The organism is Curvibacter sp. EU05-FHT14A10 (assembly GCF_058791075.1).
The window spans coordinates 122987-141383 of record NZ_JBYTDE010000002.1 but is presented as its reverse complement, the minus strand read 5'-3'; the positions used below and the strand labels follow the sequence as shown (position 1 = coordinate 141383).

Sequence of the window (18397 nt, the reverse complement as noted above, 5' to 3'; positions counted from 1 at the left end):
TTCAGCGTGCGGGGGGGCCTGAGCGGTGAGCAGGTTCGCCCAGCAGGGCCTCCAATGCGGGCAGAGGAAGAGGGCGGCTGAAGTAGTAACCCTGGAAATAGCGGCAACCACTGCGCTCCAGAAAATCACGTTGGTCAACCGTTTCAACGCCCTCAGCGATCACCTGCAACGCCAGGCTGTCAGCCAGGCTCATGATGGCACGCGCCAGGGTGGCGGCGTTTGCATCGACCAGCACGTCCCGCACAAAAGACTGATCGATCTTCAACTGGTCCAGTGGCAGTTGCTTGAGGTAAGCCAGCGACGAGTAACCCGTACCGAAATCGTCCAACGAGAAACGAATCCCCAAAGCCTGCAGCTGGCTCATCTTGTGCACCACATCGGGCAGGTCTTGCACCAACAGGCTCTCGGTCAGTTCCAGCTTCAGTCGCCTCGGGTCGGCGCCCGTTCGCTCCAGGCTTCCTTGCACACGCTGCACAAAGTCCCGCTGGTGAAACTGCTGCGCACTGACGTTGACGGCAATGCTCAATTCACAGCGTTCGGGTTGAGGGCCCCAGGCTGCCAATTGGCAGCAGGCAGTTTCCAGCACCCATTCGCCCAGTTCAAGGATGAGCCGGGTTTCCTCGGCCAGACTGATGAAAGCCCCTGGAAAGACCAGGCCACGGTTGGGATGCTGCCAGCGAACCAGGGCCTCCACACCCACGATCTGCCCCTGCAAATCGACCTGGGGCTGGTAGTGCAGCAGCATCTGGTGTTCACGCAAGCCCTGGCGCAACTCTGCCTCCAGGCGGGCCCGTTCACTGACCTGGGCCTGCATCTGCGGATCAAAAAAGCGCAGGGTATTGCGTCCGGCGGCTTTGGCTTCGTACATGGCCAGATCACCCCGTTTCAGCAGTTCATCGCTGGAGAACTGGTGTCCACTGAACATGGCCGCCCCGATGCTGGGGCTGCTGTGGTGACTGTGGCCTCCAAGCATGTACGGGCGACCCAGCTCACGGCGAATCTCTTCTCCCACCTGCTCGGCCAGACTGGCCGCGTCCAGGGCGTTGGCAGGCAGGCCTTCCAGAATGACCACGAATTCGTCCCCACCGATGCGCGACACCGTGTCGCCTTCGCGCACACAGGTGCGCAGGCGCTGCGCCACCTGTTGCAGCAACATGTCCCCTACGTCGTGCCCACGGGTGTCGTTGAGGGTTTTGAAATTGTCCAGGTCGATGAACAACAGGGCGCATGACTGGCCGCTCCTGGAGCTGGCAGCCATGGCGTGGTGCAGGCGATCCAGCAGCAGGCGTCGATTCGGCAACTGAGTCAACGGATCGTAGAAGGCAAGGGTCTTGATTTCCTCTTCAGCCTGCTTGCGCACCGTGATGTCAGTCAGGGTGCCCACGTAGTTCATCACCTGGTCATCGCGCCCCTTGACCGCCGTGATCGTCAGCCACTCGGGATAGATGCTGTTGTTCTTGCGGCGGTTCCAGATCTCGCCCTCCCAGTAGCCATGCTTTTTGAGCTTGCGCCACAAGTCAATGTAGAACGCCGCATCGTGGCGGCCAGACTTGAGCATGTGGCTGGTCTGCCCCACCACCTCATCGGCGCCGTAGCCAGTGATGGCGCAAAACGCCTTGTTGACCCGCAGGATCGTGCCCTGGGCGTCGGTGACCAGCATGCCCTCTTGGGATTCAAAGACCGTGGCATCGATGCGCAGTTGTTGCTCAAGCCGCTTCAGTTCGGTGATGTCTCGGATCAGCAGGCTGGTCATTTCGCTGCCATCACTGCTGCGAAAGACCGACGATGACAATTCGGCCGGAAACCGGCGACCATCGTTGGCAATCATGGTCAACTCACCCCGGAACCAGCCTTCCTTGGCACGCTGGGCCAAGGCCGCAGGCAGCCGAGGGTCACTGGCGTCCACCAAGCCCTCCCGACCCAAATGCCTGAAATCCTCTTCGTTGTAGCCAAACATGCGCTGGGCTTCGAGGTTCGCGGACACGATGGTGCCGTTGGGTCTCGTCAGCAAGGCCGCATCCAGGTTGTGATTGAAGATCAACCTGAACAAAGCCTCACTCTCCACCAACGCCGATTCAACCTGTTTCCGCTTGGTGATGTCCGTGATGAAGCCATGCCAGGTGACCGTGCCGTCCAAGCCTCGCTCAGGCTTGGCGTTGCCAAGCAACCAACGTTCAGTGCCATCGGCGTAACGCACGCGATATTCGTGCTGCCACAGCGTGAGTTCGTCTGCAGACCGCATGAATGAACTGCGAATCGACTCGACATCATCAGGGTGAAACACCTCGAAGACAGCGTTCGCGTCGTGACGAACGGCGCTCGGATCCTGGCGGTAGATGTCCCGGATGGCATCACTCGCGTAGGGAAAACTGAAGGCCCCGTCGGGGGTCATCTGAAACTCAAATACCATGCCAGGCAAGCGACTCGCGATCTTGAGCAGACGGTTGAGCGCGGCCTCGTGCGCCAACTCCAGGGCCTTGCCGCGCTGGATCATGCGCAGCAAGAAGTAGGCAAACAGAATGGACAGCGTCAGGAAACTCAGCACAACAGCTGCTGCCTTGAACAACTCTCGATGCCATGATGCAAGGTAATCCTGGGTGGCGAGCCCGGCAATGACGATCATCGGTGCCTTGGCCAAGCGATGGAAAGTGATGGTGCGCTGAACGCCATCGCCCCCTCCCGAGTTGAGGATGGTGTCCGCCTGAACGCCAGAAGCCACGCCTGATCGCAACTCCGGCGAGACCTGTTGATTGCCGATCTGTCCTGCGGGGTCTTCCGCAATGGCAGGTGCCCGCGCGATCAAGCCCAAATCTTGATCGCGCAGGATCACGCTGCCATGCGGCCCCATCTGGAAACGGGACAACAGGTGCCTGAAATGCTCCACACTGATGATGCCGTAGGCCAGGCCAGCGAAGCGGCCCGCCGGGTCTTTGAAGGCCCGGGCAAACACAATCATCGGGATCTTGATGATCTTGCCTGCCAAGGGCTTGGACACATACAGACCCATGTCAGGCTGTTGACTCAAAACCTTGAAGTAATCGCGATCCGCCGCGCTGACCTTCTCATGCTTGTTGACCTGGTTGCCAACCACCACGAAGCCGTCCCGGTCGGTGACGCGAAAGTACTCAACTTCGGGCATGCGCTGCTCGTAGCGGGTCATGCTGGCTCGCAGCGCGTCTTCATCCAGACCGCCCCGTTGTAGTTGGGCTTGGGCATCATCCACGAAACCGCGCAGCACCAGATCGATCTTGTCGATGCTGTCCGACACGCTCTGATCGATCGCGTTGGCCACGTTCTGCGTCTGGACGGCCACCCGAATTTGTGTCTGTTGCCAAGTCTGCTGCAAGGCGTAGCCTGACATGAGCACCACCAACACATTGCTGAGCGCAAGTCCTGTGATCAACAGGAGTCGGAGGCGTTTGAAAGGTGTCATTTATGGCATCTACGGAGTCTGCCGCACTTGCAATTTGGCAAAACCTGAATATAGCCCCATCAAATGCCCCCTCAACCTCTGGTGTGCCAACGATTGGGGAAATCCTGAATCAATTTGGATGCTACAAAATGACGCAATCGGCGTGCCACAGTGTGCTGAAGGGCTCATCAGTGATAACTAACGGTGCAGTGAGAACCTCTTTCTATATCGATGCACATTACACATGAGCCGCAAATTGATATCTTCGACATACCAGACAGGTCTTCAAGATCGCTCAAGGTGACGAGGCACAGGCCCCCATGCCCACTGCATCGCCAGGGTATTGAAATTACAAATAAAATACGCTCCGTATATAAATCATATAAGGTGGCTCCATGGGCCTGGTCAAGATCTCAGATACGCTTCATGAGGAGTTGCGCATTGCCAGCGACGCCCTCAGTCGCTCCATCAATGCCCAGGCCGAGCACTGGATCCGCATCGGCATGCTGTCCGAACTCCACCCTGACCTTCGCTACGGCGACATCTGTCAAGCATTGCTTCGCGCCGCCCAGACCGGTGAGCAGGGGCTGACCTTGCTGATGCGCCCTGAAGCACTCACCCGCAGAACCCCCAGCACGGTGGCACCATGAATCGCAAAGTCCCTCTCCGCACAGCCTCCGAATTGGCTCAGGCCCGCATCGCGGCCGCGCTGGCGGCCGATCTGCTGCACGTGATCACGCCCCACGTGCAAGCCGGTGTCAGCACCGAAACCCTGGACCGCCTCTGCCATGACCACATCGTGAACGTGCAAAACGCCGTGCCCGCCAATGTGGGGTATCACGGTTTTCCCAAGACGATCTGCGCCTCAATCAACCACGTGGTTTGCCATGGCATCCCATCAGAGCAGCAGGTGCTCAAAGACGGCGACATCGTCAACATCGACGTTGCCGTGATCAAGGACGGCTGGTTTGGCGACTGCAGCCGCATGTATTGCGTGGGCAAGCCCAGCCCTTTGGCGCGCCGGCTGGTCGACACCACTTATGAGGCCATGCGAGCCGGCATCCTTCAGGTGCGCCCCGGGGCCACGCTGGGCGACGTGGGCCATGCCATCCAGACCGTGGCCCACCGAGAACGTTTCAGTGTGGTGCGCGAGTACTGCGGGCACGGTATCGGGCAGGTCTACCACGACGAGCCCCAGGTGCTGCACTACGGCCAACGCGGTCAAGGTCTGCGCCTGGAGCCCGGCATGATTTTCACCATCGAGCCCATGTTGAATGCTGGCAAACGCGAAACCCGCGAGTTGGCCGATGGCTGGACCGTCATCACCCGCGACCGCTCCCTGTCTGCTCAGTGGGAGCACATGGTCGCGGTGACCGAAACCGGGTTCGAAGTGCTGACCCCCTGGCCCGAAGGCACGGGCGCCTACCCGGGCTTCGACTGAATGGCGCGTTGCTGATCCGGAACAGCCGTCCGCCGAAGGCCCCTCAGTCGATCGCCGACGCAGCCCAGGCTTGCCAATCCCAGGCCCCAGACCAGCCAAGCCGGCGGTGGTGCCAGTTGGACCAACAAGCCCTGCAAGGGATTGCTCCAGCCTAGCGTTCGCTCCAACAGCCAAGCCAGGGCACAAGCGCCGGCGCCCGATGCCAATGTCAACCTCAGTCCCTGGGCGAAGCGGCTTTCGCTGGCTGCCAACAACAGGGGCAGGGTGAGCGCCATCACCACCAGTTGCATGGCTTCGATACCCAAGTTGAACCCCAGCAGGCAGACGGCCAGGGTCGTACCGTCAAACTCCAGGCCACTCAAGGCCTCAGCGAAGGCGAAGCCGTGCACCAAACCGAATACACCCGCCAACCCCAGAGCGTGAGTGCCCAACCAGGGGCGCCAAGCTTGGCTGCAGGACACCAGGATCGACACGGCCACCAGCGACTCGACCCAGGCCGCCGGCATGCGAATCCATCCCGTGGCGGCCAGGGCCAGGCTCAATGAATGACCCAAGGTGAAGCCGCTGATGATGCCCACCACACTGCGAACCGTGGCGCGCACCGGCTTGCCAGCCACCCAACGCCCTTGGCTGGCCTGCAGCGGCGCACACAACAGCAGCGCCAACAAAAAAAGCAGGTGATCGGTGCCCTCGGCAATGTGGCGCATGCCCCGCATGAACAGCAGGCTACCTGCTGACCACCAACTGCCGGGCTCGGCATCCACACGGACGTGCGTGCTGCCAAAGCCTGCACTGCCAATCAACACAGCCTGCTCGCCCAGCAGGCCGTGGCGCAGATCCCGGCGCACATAGACGAGTGCCTCGTGGTTCAACACATGCTCGATCACAGCCGCGTATTCCAGCGCGAACGACTCGGTTGATACGCCCTCCGGGGGGTGGGCCTGCCATCGCATCTGCAAGCCCAATTGGCTGCGCCAGCGGGGATTGTCGTGTGCTTTCAGCTGCATCGACATCAGTTGAACGGCGTAAGCCCTGCCATCTGCGGCTTGCAGCCCCCAGTGGTTTTCAAAATACCTCTGTAGAACCAGATGCTGGGTCTGCAACCACATCGCCGGTTCATTCGGCAACGGTTGACCCAGCGCGACGACCAGTTCACTCAGCGGAACATCCATGTCCACCTGGATGCTGTTCTGGCCCAAATCCAGCATCAAGGTGCTGGGTGGAACGTCATGGGCATGAGCGGCCCCAAGCACCCACCCCAGGCCCAGGCACATCCCCCAGACCAGGCGCACCAGGTGGCGCGAGCTCCTCCCGCTCACGCTCAGCTGCCCAGTCGGTTGTAGTAGTCATAAGACTTGTCGCGGAACATCATGTGGTAATGGGTTTGATTGGTGATCACCACGCCGCTCTGCACCGCGATCTCAACCCACACGCGAGGGCCATCGATGCGCATGTAGGTGCCATTGGCGCTGACGTCGGGCCCCGTGCTGCTATAGCTGCCGGAGGCATTCGCCCAGGCCACATAAGTGCTGCTGTAGGCCGCTTCGTATTCCGCGAGCATGCGCGCAGCAGTGGCACTGTCGTAATCGTTGAGGTACTGCTGAATAGCAGCAGTCACATAAGCCTGCTGGGCACTGGAAAGGCTGGACACCAGCACACCGCGGTTGCTACTGGCGGCCACCGCATCCAGCTTGGCCGTCACCTTGGCGTAACTGCCCGTGTTGGCCTCGACCGGGCCGATCAGGACGTCGGAGAAAGTCTGCCCCGTCAGGAAGGCGCTGGACAACAAGGTGCTGCTCAAATTACTGAACACCGCGCCCATGGCATTGGCCTTGTCCGCCAGTACTTGGTAGGAGCCTGAGTTGTAGAAGTTGTAGCTGGTGTGGCTGTTGGTCGCAAAAGAGGTGCGTGGCTCGACCCCGATGTGATGCGGTGTGGGGTAAGCACAGCCTTGGTTGAAGTTGAGGTTGAACGCCATGTGGTGACCTCCGAACATCAATGTCCAACTGCCTGTGATGGATGGCGTGCCGACCACCGCCACGTGGTAAAGCTCAGCCCCATAGCCATTGGCGTTCTTGGTGTAGCCCAGGTAATCGTCAGCAGCCAACACCCCTTGGAAGTCGGCATAGCCGGCCGAGCTGAGCGCTGTCTTGGCCAGGGTATTGAAGGCGGCGATCTGGCTGGCCGAGCTCAACTGGGACAGGGTGATACCTGGACGGCTGAAGCTGATCGCCCCGGGCGGCAGATTGGACCAGTTGGTCTTGTAGACGTTGAGCTGGGCACTTGTATAGCTGGAGGATGAATAGCTGGCCGAGGCCGTCAAACTGCTGCCCAATGCTGTCTCAAAGGCAGAGATGGCGCTGATCACATTGCTCAGGTAGGTGCTGTCGCAAGCCGTACTTGTGCTGCTGCTGACCGTCAGGGTGGCCGTGTTGCTGGTCGCAGAGCCCGCGCTGTTGCTCACGATCACGTAGTAGCTGCCTGCATCGGTGGTGCTCACGCTGCTCAAGGCATAGGCTGACGATGTCGCGCCTGATACAGCGTTGGAATCCTTGTACCACTGGTAGGTCAGAGTACCGTCACCGGATGCCACCACCGAAAAACTGGTCGAACTGCCGGCCGCGACAGTCTGGGACACGGGTTGTGTCGTGATACTTGGCGCAGCGACCGAGCTGTCGCTGGATCCCGAACCTGAGCTCGAACTGGAATCAGAACTGCTGGAACTCGAACTGCTGCCGCCCCCACAGGCCGACAGGGCCGCAGCCACAATCACGGGCCCCAACGCCCACCCCCAACTGTCTTTGTCAACTCGCATCGCACACCTCCATCATTGGAGGGCGATGCTAGGGAGCGCGTCTTAAGAAGTTCCGTCCCGCCGGTAAAGATCTGTACCTGTCGGGACGGACCCCGACCCAAGAGTGACGCTCAGTGGCTTGGGTAGCCCAGGTCGACGCGCCGGTTCTCGGCCCAGGCCGCTTCGGTGTGGCCTTCGGCACGGGGCTTTTCCTTGCCCCAGCTCACAGCTTCCAGCTGGCTGTCTTTCACACCGTACACACGCAAGGCACGGACAGTGGCATCGGCACGCTTTTGGCCCAGCGCCAGGTTGTATTCAGCGCTGCCGCGTTCGTCGGCATTGCCTTCGACGCGAATCTGCACGCTGGCATGTTGAGCCAGATACTTGCCATGGCGTTCAACCACGGGCTGGTACTTGGTGGCGACACTGAAATCGTCATAGCCAAAGTACACGCTGCGGTCTTTGGACAAGGGGTTGTTCGGGTCCAGGTAATCAGGCACCACCACCTGGGCCACCGCAGACTGGGCTTGGGCCGCCGGGGCTGCCGGAGCAGGGGCCTGGGTCGCCACAGGGGACGACTCGGGAGCAGTCGCCTTGGGCGCACTGCTGCAGGCAGATAACAGGACCACCACCGCGCTCAGCGCAGCGAGGGAGGAAATAGATTTCATGGCATGACTCCGTCAAAAGCTTGGATCCGGATAGCAGCGACAGATCCAACTCAAAATCATAACATTTGCACAAATACATTTACATCTCAACACGATGTAAAGTTGCCTTGATCCTCAAGCAAACCGACCTGAGACCGGCACCCTCTGAGTTCACCGGTACGAAATCAGCGTTTGCACGAACTAGAGATTAGAGATGGGCCAATGGCGTCTGTTCGGCCGTCTCGTCGGCATGCAGAACCGCAATCAGGGCCCGCAGATCCTGTTCAAGGCGGTCCACCGTCTCGGCTGGCAATTGAGCCAAGGCCGTGGGCAACACCCCTTCAAAAGGGCCTGACACCCGGCCCAGCACTTCAAGGCCTGCCGGAAGAATGGACAGTTCGATGCTGCGCCGATCCGTCAGGCCTTTCACGGCCTGGATCAGTGATCGCTTGAGCATCGCACGAACCAGATTGCTGGCGGTGGATTGATGGATGTCCATGGCAGCCGCCAGGCCTGATACCCCGATGCCCGGGCGATCACGTACCACGCTCAACGCCCAGATCTGGGCGCCACCCAAACCGGCCTGGTTCTCGACCTGTTGAAAGTGGCTGCGCACCGCGTTGAAGACCACCCGAAAGCGGCGCAAGACCAGCGTGGTCTTCTCCAGGTCGACGGGCTGTGGCGTGAGGTTTGGCGCAGTGGCGGATTGCTCGGTCTTGGGCATCCGGCGATGATACCGGCGCAGCCTGCTGACCAGGGGGAGGGCGGCCGTCAGCCGAAGCTGAACGCCGACAAAGTGGTTTCCATCACCCGATCGGAGAACACACGTCGTCCCAGATCCTGCCCGGCCGCGCCAGCCACCACCATCAAGGGCAACAAATGCTCCTCGGCCCGTGGCGGATGGCACAGGCGAGCCGCCGGGGCCTGGGCCCAACCGGCCAGGGACTGATGGCGCTGAGCGGGTGCCGCCTCGACGGCCTGTCCCAACCAGGCGTCAAACGTGTCCGACACCGGGCCAAAGCGCGGGTCGCCATAGCCCCGCATGTTGTGAAAACTCATGCCGCTGCCCACAATCAAGACACCCTCATCCCGCAGCGGGGCCAGCGCCTGACCGGCACGCAGGTGGGCCTCGGGATTCAGATCGCTGGTCAGTGACAGTTGCACCACCGGGATGCTGGCCTGCGGAAACATCAGCATCAGCGGAATGAACATGCCATGATCAAAGCCGCGGCCGGGGTGGCCCTGAGCCGGCACCCCCGCTTGGCCGAGCAACTCGGTCACCCGGTCGGCCAAGGCGGGGTCGCCCGGTGCCGGGTATGTCAACTCGTAAGTGTGTGTAGGGAAGCCGTAGTAGTCATAAATCAACTCGGGCTGAGCCGCCGAAGTCACACCGAACTGCGGCTCCAGCCAATGGGCGGACACCAACAGGATGGCCTTTGGCGCCGCTGGCAACGTGGCCGACTGCCCCTTCAGGAAGGCTGCCATCTTGTCCCAGGCATCGGGTGGGTTCCAGTCCATGAAGAAGCAAGGGCCACCACCATGCGGAATGAACCACGTGGGCATGCGTGTCGCAGCATTTGCGTTGGAAACAGGGTTTTCATCAGACATCAGGTTCTCCAGAAATCAAGGGGTGACGTTGCCAGCCAAGGCCTTGCGCACGGCCGGCATGACTTCGGTGGCCAGCAGTTCAATCGACCGGGCCACTTTGGCAAAAGGCAGGCCGCCAATGTCGATCTGGGCCAGAAAGCGCTGGTGCCCGAACAACTCATGCTCATACAGGATCTTGTCCACGATCTGCTGCGGGCTGCCGACAAACAAGGAGCCATGCGGGCTGGCCAGTTGTTCATAGGCTGAGCGTGACACCTGCCAGCCATGATCGCGTTGAGGCAGGTTGTGCCGCATGTAGTGGCTGTAATGCCCATAAAACTCGTCGCGGGCCTGCTGGGCGTCACGCTGCACATGCAGGTGCCCCGACACAGCCACCTTCAAGTCGCCCAGGGCATGACCGGCCCGCAGCCCGGTCTCCCGGTACAGGTCGATGAAGGGCTTGAACTGCGCCGGTTGCCCGCCGATGTTGGCCAGGTTCAAGGGCAGACCCGCCTGGCCAGCCCGCACAGCGCTGGCGGGAGTCCCGCCCGCGGCCACCCACACCGGCAGCAGAGGCTGCAGAGGGCGCGGCGCCACCTCGGCATCGTGCAGGGCCGGGCGATGCCGACCGCGCCAGCTCACCCGGGCCTGGCGCCGCAATTGCAACAACAACGCCAGTTTTTCTTCATACAAGGTGTCGTAGTCGCTCAGCTCGCAACCGAACAAGGGAAACGACTCTACAAAGGCCCCCCGCCCCGCCATCAACTCCGCGCGCCCACCCGACAACAAGTCCAGCGTGGCAAATTCCTCGAACACCCGCACCGGGTCAGCCGAACTGAGGATGGTGACCGCGCTGGTCAGCCGGATCTGTCGTGTCACACTCGCCACGGCACCCAACACCACCGCGTGAGCCGAGATGGCGTAGTCGCTGCGGTGGTGCTCGCCCACCCCGAACACCTGCAGCCCAGCCTCATCGGCCAGGCGAGCGGCGGCCAGCACTTCGTCAAGTCGTTGTTTTGCAGCCAGTTGCCCCTGAGATCCCGAGAGCCCGCCCGGCAGATCACCAAAGGTGTAAATGCCAATTTCCAAACCCATACCTCCGTTTGTTGGCCGGCCCGCTTGTCTTGGGCACGATGGGGCACTTTACTGGCTTGAAATCACGCGATAAACCCAGATCTGCGGTTTTGACTGTCTTCAAAATTGCAACAATTCCGCGGTCACGCGCGCAGTGGGTCGAGTGGGCCAAGACAACCAACCTCATGGTGCCTGGAAGGCGTCCCAAGCACGTGGGGTGCGTGGTCTGACCTTGCACGGAATCATCAGGCCAACAGGCAACACCGTGAGGGCATCATGCGCTGCGCCTTCATGTTGTCGAAGGCGCAATTCGCTAGACTCCCATCCCGATGCAAGTATCCTCGCCTCAAACACCCCACCGATTCAGGACTCCATTGGGCAAAGTCCTGACCACACTCACGCTGTTGCTTGGCGCCGCGTCAGCGCCATGGCACGCCGCCCAGGCCGAGGACAGGGCATGGCCCATCGCCCCCATGGCGCAATGGCTCGGCCTGAGCGAAGCCGCCTTGCCCACCGCAGTCCCCGAGATCCAGCGTCTGCGCCGCCCACAGACCGGGCCCCGGGGTCTGAAAGCCTGGTGGGCCTTGCCCAGCGTCACCCTGGACCAGGGCCGATTGGAGACCTTGTTCTTTGCGCGTAACCAAGCCGTGGTGCACATCGAAGAGCGTTGGCGCGCGGATCCGGCCCGCTGCCAGGCGGCCAGCCAATATCAAACCCTGGTGGTCAGAATCAACCAGCGCCTGGGCCACGCCGGTGCAGCCAATGGCGATGCACAGACAGCTCAGGCCTCCACGGCCTGGGCTGCCGGCGCCTATGACGTGCGGCTGTATCTGAATCAGATGCCCGGCACCTGCCAGTTGCTTCTGGTACACGAAGTGCACGCAGACCGTGATTCGACCGAGCTCTGACCCATCGCCCCCCCCGCAGCCAGCACTGATGCAACTCAGCGGCTCAGGTGCTGCGCGATGCCGGGGCTCAGCGTGGCCATGAACGCTTCGACCGCGTGGGTGTACTCGTTGTCCTGGCCCAATGTGGCATTGATGTCGCCATGGCTCAGGTCTTGGCCCAGCCATTGGGCGCGAACACCCAACTGCAAGGCACGCGCCACAAACGCCTGGGCCTGCGCACAGGCGTCTTCACGCCGCATCGAGCAGACCGCCAACACCGGGGCGGCCCCTGGGTGCAATTGATGCATGGGCGACATGGCCCGCCAATAGCCTGGGTCCGCGCCGAACGGCCGGTCGTACAGCCGCAGGTGAGGATGTGTCATGACGCGCTCCACATCCATGGCGGCACTGTCGAGAGCCACCGTCCCCAGCACGGGTGGCCCGCCCAGACCGGGGCGGGTGGGCCTCGCGCTCGCCAGCAAGGCCACCAGGTGGGCGCCTGCCGAGTGCCCCATGAGCACGAACTGCCCTGGATCGCCGCCCCAATCACCCGCCTGCGCCTGGGCATGCGCCAGCGCCAATGCCACGTCGCGCAACTGACCATCGGGCGGTACATCGGGCAGCATCCGATAATTGACCGACACCAGCACAAAGCCCCGAGCCCCCCAGCGCGCCACCTTGGCGTCAACCACCCGGCTCATGGCTTTGTCACCCACCGCCCAGGCGCCGCCATGCACCATGAAAATGACCGGCGCCCCCGGGGTACGGGCTCCGCCACTGGGCAAATAGACGTCATACACCTGAGCCGGATCGGGTCCGTACGACACGTTGGCCAGACGGGGGCTTTGGTTTGAAACAGCACTTGGCGCCTGGGCCTGGCCGGCGGCCATGCGCCGCTCGCGAAGCCGGTCCAGCAGCGGGCCAGCCGAAGCCCCTTCGGCCAACGCATACCCCAATGCACCAACCAACGCCGTCGTCATGAACCGTCTCCGTCGGGCCATCGAAAGACGCATCGCTGGGGGCAAAGTACGGTCATCCATCTGTTCACTCCGTCGGGCCACATTCGGGCCTGCGGGTATTCTAGGCAACCCGTTCCACCCACCCACACCCTAAAGCGATGCTTGCTCCAGACGCTCGATTGCACAGCCCCGCCGCGGATCGCAATGCCGCCCCCATCCTGACCCAGTTGCAGGCCTCATTGCCAGCCCAGGGTCTGATGCTGGAAATCGCCAGCGGCACCGGGCAACACGCCGCGGCCTTCAGCACGGGCTTGCCAGGCTGGGAGTGGCAACCGACCGATTTCGAGGCCCGGTCCCTCGACTCCATCCGAGCCTGGTGCGAAGGCCTGGACAGAGTTCGCCCCCCCGTACAACTGGATGTGCTGAGCAAGCCCTGGCCAGAAACCTTGCCCGACAGCGTGGACGCCGTTTTCTGCGCCAACATGATCCACATCGCCCCGTGGGCCTGCACCGCCGCATTGATGCAAGGGGCCGCGCGCCATCTTGCGGAGCAGGGGGTTTTGATCACCTACGGCCCCTACCTGGAAGAGAACACACCCACCGCCCCGGGCAACCTGGCCTTTGATAGCGACCTGCGCAGTCGAAACCCGGCCTGGGGCTTGCGTCAACTCAAAGATGTGGCCTCGGCGGCGGAGGAGGCCGGCCTGCGCCTGCGTGAACGCATCGCCCTGCCCGCCAACAACCTGCTGCTGGTCTGGGCACGGGCCTGAGGCGCGCGCCGCGACCGGCTCATGGGCCGGGCACCAGCCGCTTGATCTTCAGCAAGGTATCGGCCAAAGCCTTGGCCATCGGCGCCTTGCGCTCGGTGAACAGGTGGGACAAGGCCTCGTAGTACCAGACAGCGCCATCGAGCTTGGCATTGAAACGGTCAAATACCGACGGACCGATGGTGACCAAATCGTCCAGGATGGCTCGGGCATTGTTCAGCTTGTCACAACCGGACACCAGCAAGGCATCGTCGCTGGCGTTCTTCAGGTGTAGCAGATAAGCGCGTTTGCGCTCGGTCCAAGGCGCCTTGTGACCCTGAGCATCGGGCACGCCGTCGGTACACGCCTGCACCATGGCCAGCACCCGTGGACCAAAACGCTCGCCGATCTGAGCCGCATATTGCTGCCCGCCATCCTCCAGCGCGTCGTGCAGCAACGCAGCAATTTGCTGATCTTCATCCCCCCCGTACTGAGCCACCAAGCCCGCCACGGCCACCGGGTGAGTGATGTACGGGATCGCAGTGCCTTTGCGCAACTGGCCTTCATGGGCCGTGGCGGCAAGGGTGATGGCTTGTGTGAATCGCGGGGTCATGGGCACAGTTTACGGGCTGACAGAAGCAGGCCGGGGTTTTTGATCACGCAGGCCAGTGGTTCATGCGACTTCGTCCACTCAATATCGATCGCCAAAGCGCTGTTCTTGCATTATTCTCAAACAAGTTGCGCGCGCACTCTTCAGTTCAGCCATTTATTCTTGATGTCCGTCAATAATTCGCCTTTCATGGATCCAGGTTTTCCACTTGAAGGTCGGGATAAGGGCTCAGGCTTTCCCTATGCCATCCTGGATTCAATCGAGCAAGAGATTGCCGTCATTCAAAAAAACGGGCAGATTGTTTATGTGAATGAGGCCTGGATTCGATTCGGCGCCAACAATGGACTTCCCCAGGAAGACTGGCTGAAGGCCAACTACCTGGACATCTGCGCCAAGGCCGCCCTGAGCCATGAAACCGATGCCCAAAGGATCCAACGTGGACTGGCTGCTGTCATTGACGGCCATCAGCCCGGCTTTTCGCATGAGTACCCATGCCACAGCGCCGACGAAAAACGCTGGTTTTTGATGAATGTGGTTGGCTTGACGGGGTGCTCAGGCGAGCTCTTTGTCATCATCCACAGCAATATCACCCAACGCAAGCTGGCAGAACAACAAGTTGAGAAATTGTCACTGCTCGATCCACTCACGGGCCTGGCCAATCGACGGCATTTGATGCAGTTTCTGCCCTCTGAATGGCAACGCAACCGCCGCGAAAAAACGCCCATCAGTCTGATATTGCTGGATATCGATGATTTCAAAAAGGTCAATGATCAACATGGCCACGTCGCCGGTGATGAATGCCTCAAACAAATCGCAGGACTGGTCGCACGCAGTGCTCGCCGGCCAGGCGACCTGGCCGTGCGCTGGGGAGGCGAAGAATTCATCCTGGTCCTGGGCAACACCGTCGCCGATACCGCGTTGACCCTGGCGCACGAGCTGTTGGTTGCGGCCCGCAACACCGAGTCACCCCACCATGTCCGATGCACCATCAGCCTGGGTGTCAGCACCGCGACGCCGCTTGACGACGATTGCGAAAGCCTGATTCAGCAGGCCGATGCGGCACTCTATCAAGCCAAGACAGCCGGGAAGAATCAGGTGTTGCGCTATGCGCCTGCGGCCTGTTGATGGCGATACTGAAAACCCGTTTCTTGTGCGATCTCAGCAACATTTGACCCAGACCATCGCCGGCGAGGCGTCCGTGACATATAAACAAATTGTAAAATCATATTTTTCATCTATATCATCCCGCAATCATCCCAAAGTGGGCCACTCAGGCCAAGGAGACAGTCATGCAAATCAATAACATCAGTGTCAAGACGCGTCTGTGGGTCACGTTCTCGGTCCTCATCGTGCTGATGATGGTGCTGTCAGGCTGGTCACAATACCGATCCAATGCAAGCCTGAACGCAGCCCTCGAAGAGGTCGTCAGCACCGATGTCAAGGTGGTAGCCGCCACACGCTGGAACGACGGTACCTCGGCCGCCCTGGCCATCACGGTGGCGGCCGTGCTGTCCACGGATGAGCAAAGCTCGCAACGCCTCACCAATGACGGCAAGACCCTGGTCGAACGCAACACCAAGATGCTCAAGACCATGGCGGACCTCATCACCCGATCCGACGAAAAGGCGGCACTCGACAACCTGAGCAACGAGCGCAAGCCCGTGCTGGCGGCCCTGGGCAAGGCCAACGAACTCAAGAAAGCAGGCGACCTGGCAGGCGCCCGGGATGCCGCTGAAAAAGAACTGGTGCCCCTGACCACGGCCTATCTGCAACACCAACGTGAGTTCGTGCAGATGCTGGAGAAAAACCGCGATGCCACCGTCCAGGACGCCCAGGACGCTCGCCGTCAGAATGCCATCACCAACACGGTCACCGGCCTGATCGTTGCTTTCGGTGTGCTGGTCATTGCCGCACAACTGGTTCGCTCGATCGCGCAGCCGCTGGCTCAAGCCGTGGACCTGGCCCAGAGCATTGCCAAGGGCGACCTCACCCACGACACCCGCACCGAACGCCAGGACGAATTCGGCGTGCTGCTCAATGCGATGTCGGGCATGTCCACCCAGTTGCGCTCGGTGGTGGGCGAGGTACGCACCGGCGTCGACGCGCTGACCGTCGCCTCCGTGGAGATTGCCAACGGCAACCAGGACCTGTCTTCACGCACCGAGCAGACCGCCAGCAACCTGCAACAAACGGCGGCCAGCATGGAGCAACTGACCAGCACCGTGAACCAGTCGGCCGACACGGCCCGCCAGGCCAACCAGTTGGCCGGCACGGCAGCCCACGCGGCCACCCGGGGTGGCGAGGTGGTTGCCCAGGTGGTGAGCAGCATGCAGCAGATCACCGACAGCTCACGCAAGATCAGCGACATCATCGGTGTGATCGATGGCATTGCGTTCCAAACCAACATCCTGGCTTTGAATGCAGCGGTGGAAGCCGCACGCGCCGGGGAACAAGGCCGGGGCTTTGCCGTGGTGGCAGGTGAGGTGCGCAGCCTCGCGGGCCGCAGCGCCGAAGCCGCCAAAGAGATCAAGACGCTGATCAACGCCTCGGTCGAAAACGTCGAGTCCGGCTCACAGCAGGTTGCCGACGCGGGCTCTGCCATGGCCGAGATCGTCAGCAGCGTGCGCCGTGTCACTGATCTGATCGGCGAAATCACGGCGTCGTCCGACGAGCAGCGCTCGGGCATCTCGCAAGTGAATGCGGCCGTCGGCCAACTCGACCAGATGACCCAGCAAAACGCCGCTCTGGTGGAAGAAAGTGCAGCCGCAGCGGCCTCATTGCGCGATCAGGCCCAGCGCCTGACCGAGGTGGTGGCCGTGTTCAATCTGGGCCAGGGCCATGCCCCAGCCGCCCGTCCAATGGCCCAGGCACCCCGCGCCGCTGCCGCGCCAGCTTCTGCGGCGTTGCGCAGTGCACCGCGCCCCAGCATCGGCGCCAGCAAATCACCAGCCCCCGCCAGCCCGCGCGCCGCCTTGCCCTCGGCCACCGCCAGTGCGGCCCCCAAAGCCGGCAGTGAGGACGACTGGACCTCGTTCTGAGCGAGTGGCCAGGCGCTCGGCGTCCAAGGCCCTCCTGTCCATCAGGGCTGACTAGAATCCGGGCGATGAGCTTCGCCCCCAGCCCCTCCAAGCGCCCCCGCCGTGGCAGTGGCGCCGTCACCTTGCATGAGGTGGCCCTGCGGGCCGGCGTGGCGCCCATCACTGCATCGCGCGCCCTCAATTCGCCCGACAAAGTGTCGCCCGACGTGCGCGTGCGGGTCGGTGAAGCGGTTCAGGCCCTGGGCTATGTGCCCAATCGCCTCGCTGGCGGCCTGGCCTCCACCCGCAGTCGCCTGGTGGCCGCACTGGTGCCCACCATGGCCGGGCCCGTGTTTCTGCAAACCATCCAGTCACTGACCCTGGCACTGGCCGAACAGGGTTACCAACTGATGCTCGGGCAAACTGGCTATGCCGATCCCAGCACAGGCGAAGACCGGATGCTCGAAGCCCTGATTGGACGCCGCCCGGACGGCATGGTGCTGACCGGCACACTGCACTCGCCCCAGGCGCGGCAGCGCCTGCAGGCCGCCGGCATCCCGGTGGTGGAGACCTGGGACCTGAGCGACCACCCCATTGACATGTTGGTGGGCTTCTCGCACGAGGGGGTAGGGCGGTCGGTGGCCGGGTTCTTTCACGCCAAGGGCTTCCGGCGTTGGGCCATGGTGGCAGGCGATGACCCCCGCTCACAACGGCGCCAAGAAGCCTTTGTTCAAACCGCCAGGGCCTGTGGCCAACCCTCCGTTGCGGTGGTGACGGTGGCCGCGCCCACCACCCTCAAAAGCGGTCGACTGGCCTTGCGCCAACTGCTTCAGGATCAGCCGTCCGTGGATGCCGTGTTCTGCAGTTCCGATCTGCTGGCCCTGGGCGTCCTGACCGAAGCCCAGGCCCAAAGCCGGGCTGTGCCAGCGCAACTGGCTGTGATGGGCTTTGGCGACCTGGATTTCGCGGCCGATGTCGAGCCCGCGCTCAGCACCGTACAGATCGACGGTGCCGCCATGGGGCGTCAGGCCGCCCGCTTCATCATCGAGCGGGCCGAAGGCCGCGATGTCGCCCACACGGTGGTCGACATTGGCTTCAACATCATTGAACGAGGCAGCACCTGAGGGCAACGCCTTCACCTGTCTGCCCCTTGTCAAGCGCAAATGGTAGCGTTATCATTCATTCAAATGGTAGCGCTACCAACGCTCTATCAAAACCTTTAT

16 protein-coding genes are annotated in these 18397 nt (G+C 61.9%); 7 read left to right on the top strand and 9 right to left on the bottom strand.

Going from position 1 to position 18397, the window contains the following annotated elements:
* Position 1: 1 nt before the first annotated feature.
* Positions 2 to 3433: a bifunctional diguanylate cyclase/phosphodiesterase gene (locus AC3WUT_RS03700; protein WP_492345730.1), complete on the bottom strand. Its 3432-nt coding sequence runs from the start codon at positions 3431 to 3433 to the stop codon at positions 2 to 4.
* A 374-nt stretch (positions 3434 to 3807) separates the two neighbouring features.
* Between AC3WUT_RS03700 and AC3WUT_RS03695 the strand changes: the two genes are divergently transcribed.
* Positions 3808 to 4062 carry a ParD-like family protein gene (locus tag AC3WUT_RS03695; protein WP_492345729.1) on the top strand — a complete coding sequence of 85 codons (255 nt, stop codon included), beginning with the start codon at positions 3808 to 3810 and terminating at the stop codon, positions 4060 to 4062.
* Positions 4059 to 4853: a type I methionyl aminopeptidase gene (gene map / locus AC3WUT_RS03690; RefSeq protein ID WP_492345728.1), complete on the top strand. Its 795-nt coding sequence runs from the start codon at positions 4059 to 4061 to the stop codon at positions 4851 to 4853. Before AC3WUT_RS03695 ends, map begins: the two co-directional genes overlap by 4 nt.
* On the opposite strand, the gene AC3WUT_RS03685 is transcribed toward map, so the two are convergent.
* The 6 genes from AC3WUT_RS03685 to AC3WUT_RS03660 form a co-directional block, all read right to left on the bottom strand.
* On the bottom strand, positions 4835 to 6172 hold the full coding sequence (locus AC3WUT_RS03685) for a HupE/UreJ family protein (RefSeq protein WP_492345727.1): 1338 nt from the start codon (positions 6170 to 6172) through the stop codon (positions 4835 to 4837). The two genes, map and AC3WUT_RS03685, sit on opposite strands and share 19 nt — an antisense overlap.
* A gap of 2 nt (positions 6173 to 6174) precedes the next feature.
* Positions 6175 to 7668, bottom strand: coding sequence for a DUF3500 domain-containing protein (locus AC3WUT_RS03680; RefSeq protein ID WP_492345726.1), 1494 nt, complete (start codon positions 7666 to 7668; stop codon positions 6175 to 6177).
* A gap of 110 nt (positions 7669 to 7778) precedes the next feature.
* Positions 7779 to 8315 carry a peptidoglycan-associated lipoprotein Pal gene (gene pal, locus AC3WUT_RS03675; RefSeq protein WP_492345725.1) on the bottom strand — a complete coding sequence of 179 codons (537 nt, stop codon included), beginning with the start codon at positions 8313 to 8315 and terminating at the stop codon, positions 7779 to 7781.
* Between the two features lie 187 nt (positions 8316 to 8502).
* On the bottom strand, positions 8503 to 9018 hold the full coding sequence (locus tag AC3WUT_RS03670; RefSeq protein WP_492345724.1) for a MarR family winged helix-turn-helix transcriptional regulator: 516 nt from the start codon (positions 9016 to 9018) through the stop codon (positions 8503 to 8505).
* Between the two features lie 47 nt (positions 9019 to 9065).
* Positions 9066 to 9857: a DODA-type extradiol aromatic ring-opening family dioxygenase gene (locus tag AC3WUT_RS03665; RefSeq protein WP_492345723.1), complete on the bottom strand. Its 792-nt coding sequence runs from the start codon at positions 9855 to 9857 to the stop codon at positions 9066 to 9068.
* A gap of 60 nt (positions 9858 to 9917) precedes the next feature.
* Positions 9918 to 10970, bottom strand: a complete 1053-nt coding sequence (locus AC3WUT_RS03660) for an LLM class flavin-dependent oxidoreductase (RefSeq protein WP_492345722.1) — start codon at positions 10968 to 10970, stop codon at positions 9918 to 9920.
* Between the two features lie 359 nt (positions 10971 to 11329).
* Here AC3WUT_RS03660 and AC3WUT_RS03655 point away from each other — a divergent pair, with 359 nt between their 5' ends.
* Entirely contained in the window at positions 11330 to 11863 is a 534-nt protein-coding gene (locus tag AC3WUT_RS03655) for a hypothetical protein (protein ID WP_492345721.1), read from the top strand.
* 35 nt (positions 11864 to 11898) lie between these two features.
* Here the strand turns inward: AC3WUT_RS03655 and AC3WUT_RS03650 are convergent, their stop codons facing one another.
* Positions 11899 to 12822 (bottom strand): alpha/beta hydrolase, encoded by a 924-nt coding sequence (locus AC3WUT_RS03650; protein ID WP_492345720.1) that lies wholly within the window; start codon positions 12820 to 12822, stop codon positions 11899 to 11901.
* 137 nt (positions 12823 to 12959) lie between these two features.
* On the opposite strand from AC3WUT_RS03650, the gene AC3WUT_RS03645 reads away from it, so the two are divergent.
* Positions 12960 to 13571 (top strand): DUF938 domain-containing protein, encoded by a 612-nt coding sequence (locus AC3WUT_RS03645; protein ID WP_492345719.1) that lies wholly within the window; start codon positions 12960 to 12962, stop codon positions 13569 to 13571.
* 19 nt (positions 13572 to 13590) lie between these two features.
* On the opposite strand, the gene AC3WUT_RS03640 is transcribed toward AC3WUT_RS03645, so the two are convergent.
* Positions 13591 to 14160: an HD domain-containing protein gene (locus tag AC3WUT_RS03640; RefSeq protein ID WP_492345718.1), complete on the bottom strand. Its 570-nt coding sequence runs from the start codon at positions 14158 to 14160 to the stop codon at positions 13591 to 13593.
* A gap of 39 nt (positions 14161 to 14199) precedes the next feature.
* Between AC3WUT_RS03640 and AC3WUT_RS03635 the strand changes: the two genes are divergently transcribed.
* The 3 genes from AC3WUT_RS03635 (at position 14200) to AC3WUT_RS03625 (ending at position 18298) form a co-directional block, all read left to right on the top strand.
* A complete protein-coding gene (locus AC3WUT_RS03635; protein WP_492345717.1) occupies positions 14200 to 15282 on the top strand; it encodes a GGDEF domain-containing protein in 1083 nt (360 codons plus the stop codon).
* A 164-nt stretch (positions 15283 to 15446) separates the two neighbouring features.
* Positions 15447 to 17195, top strand: a complete 1749-nt coding sequence (locus AC3WUT_RS03630; RefSeq protein WP_492345716.1) for a methyl-accepting chemotaxis protein — start codon at positions 15447 to 15449, stop codon at positions 17193 to 17195.
* Positions 17196 to 17260: 65 nt separating this feature from the next.
* Positions 17261 to 18298 carry a LacI family DNA-binding transcriptional regulator gene (locus AC3WUT_RS03625; RefSeq protein ID WP_492345715.1) on the top strand — a complete coding sequence of 346 codons (1038 nt, stop codon included), beginning with the start codon at positions 17261 to 17263 and terminating at the stop codon, positions 18296 to 18298.
* The last annotated feature ends 99 nt before the right edge of the window (positions 18299 to 18397 follow it).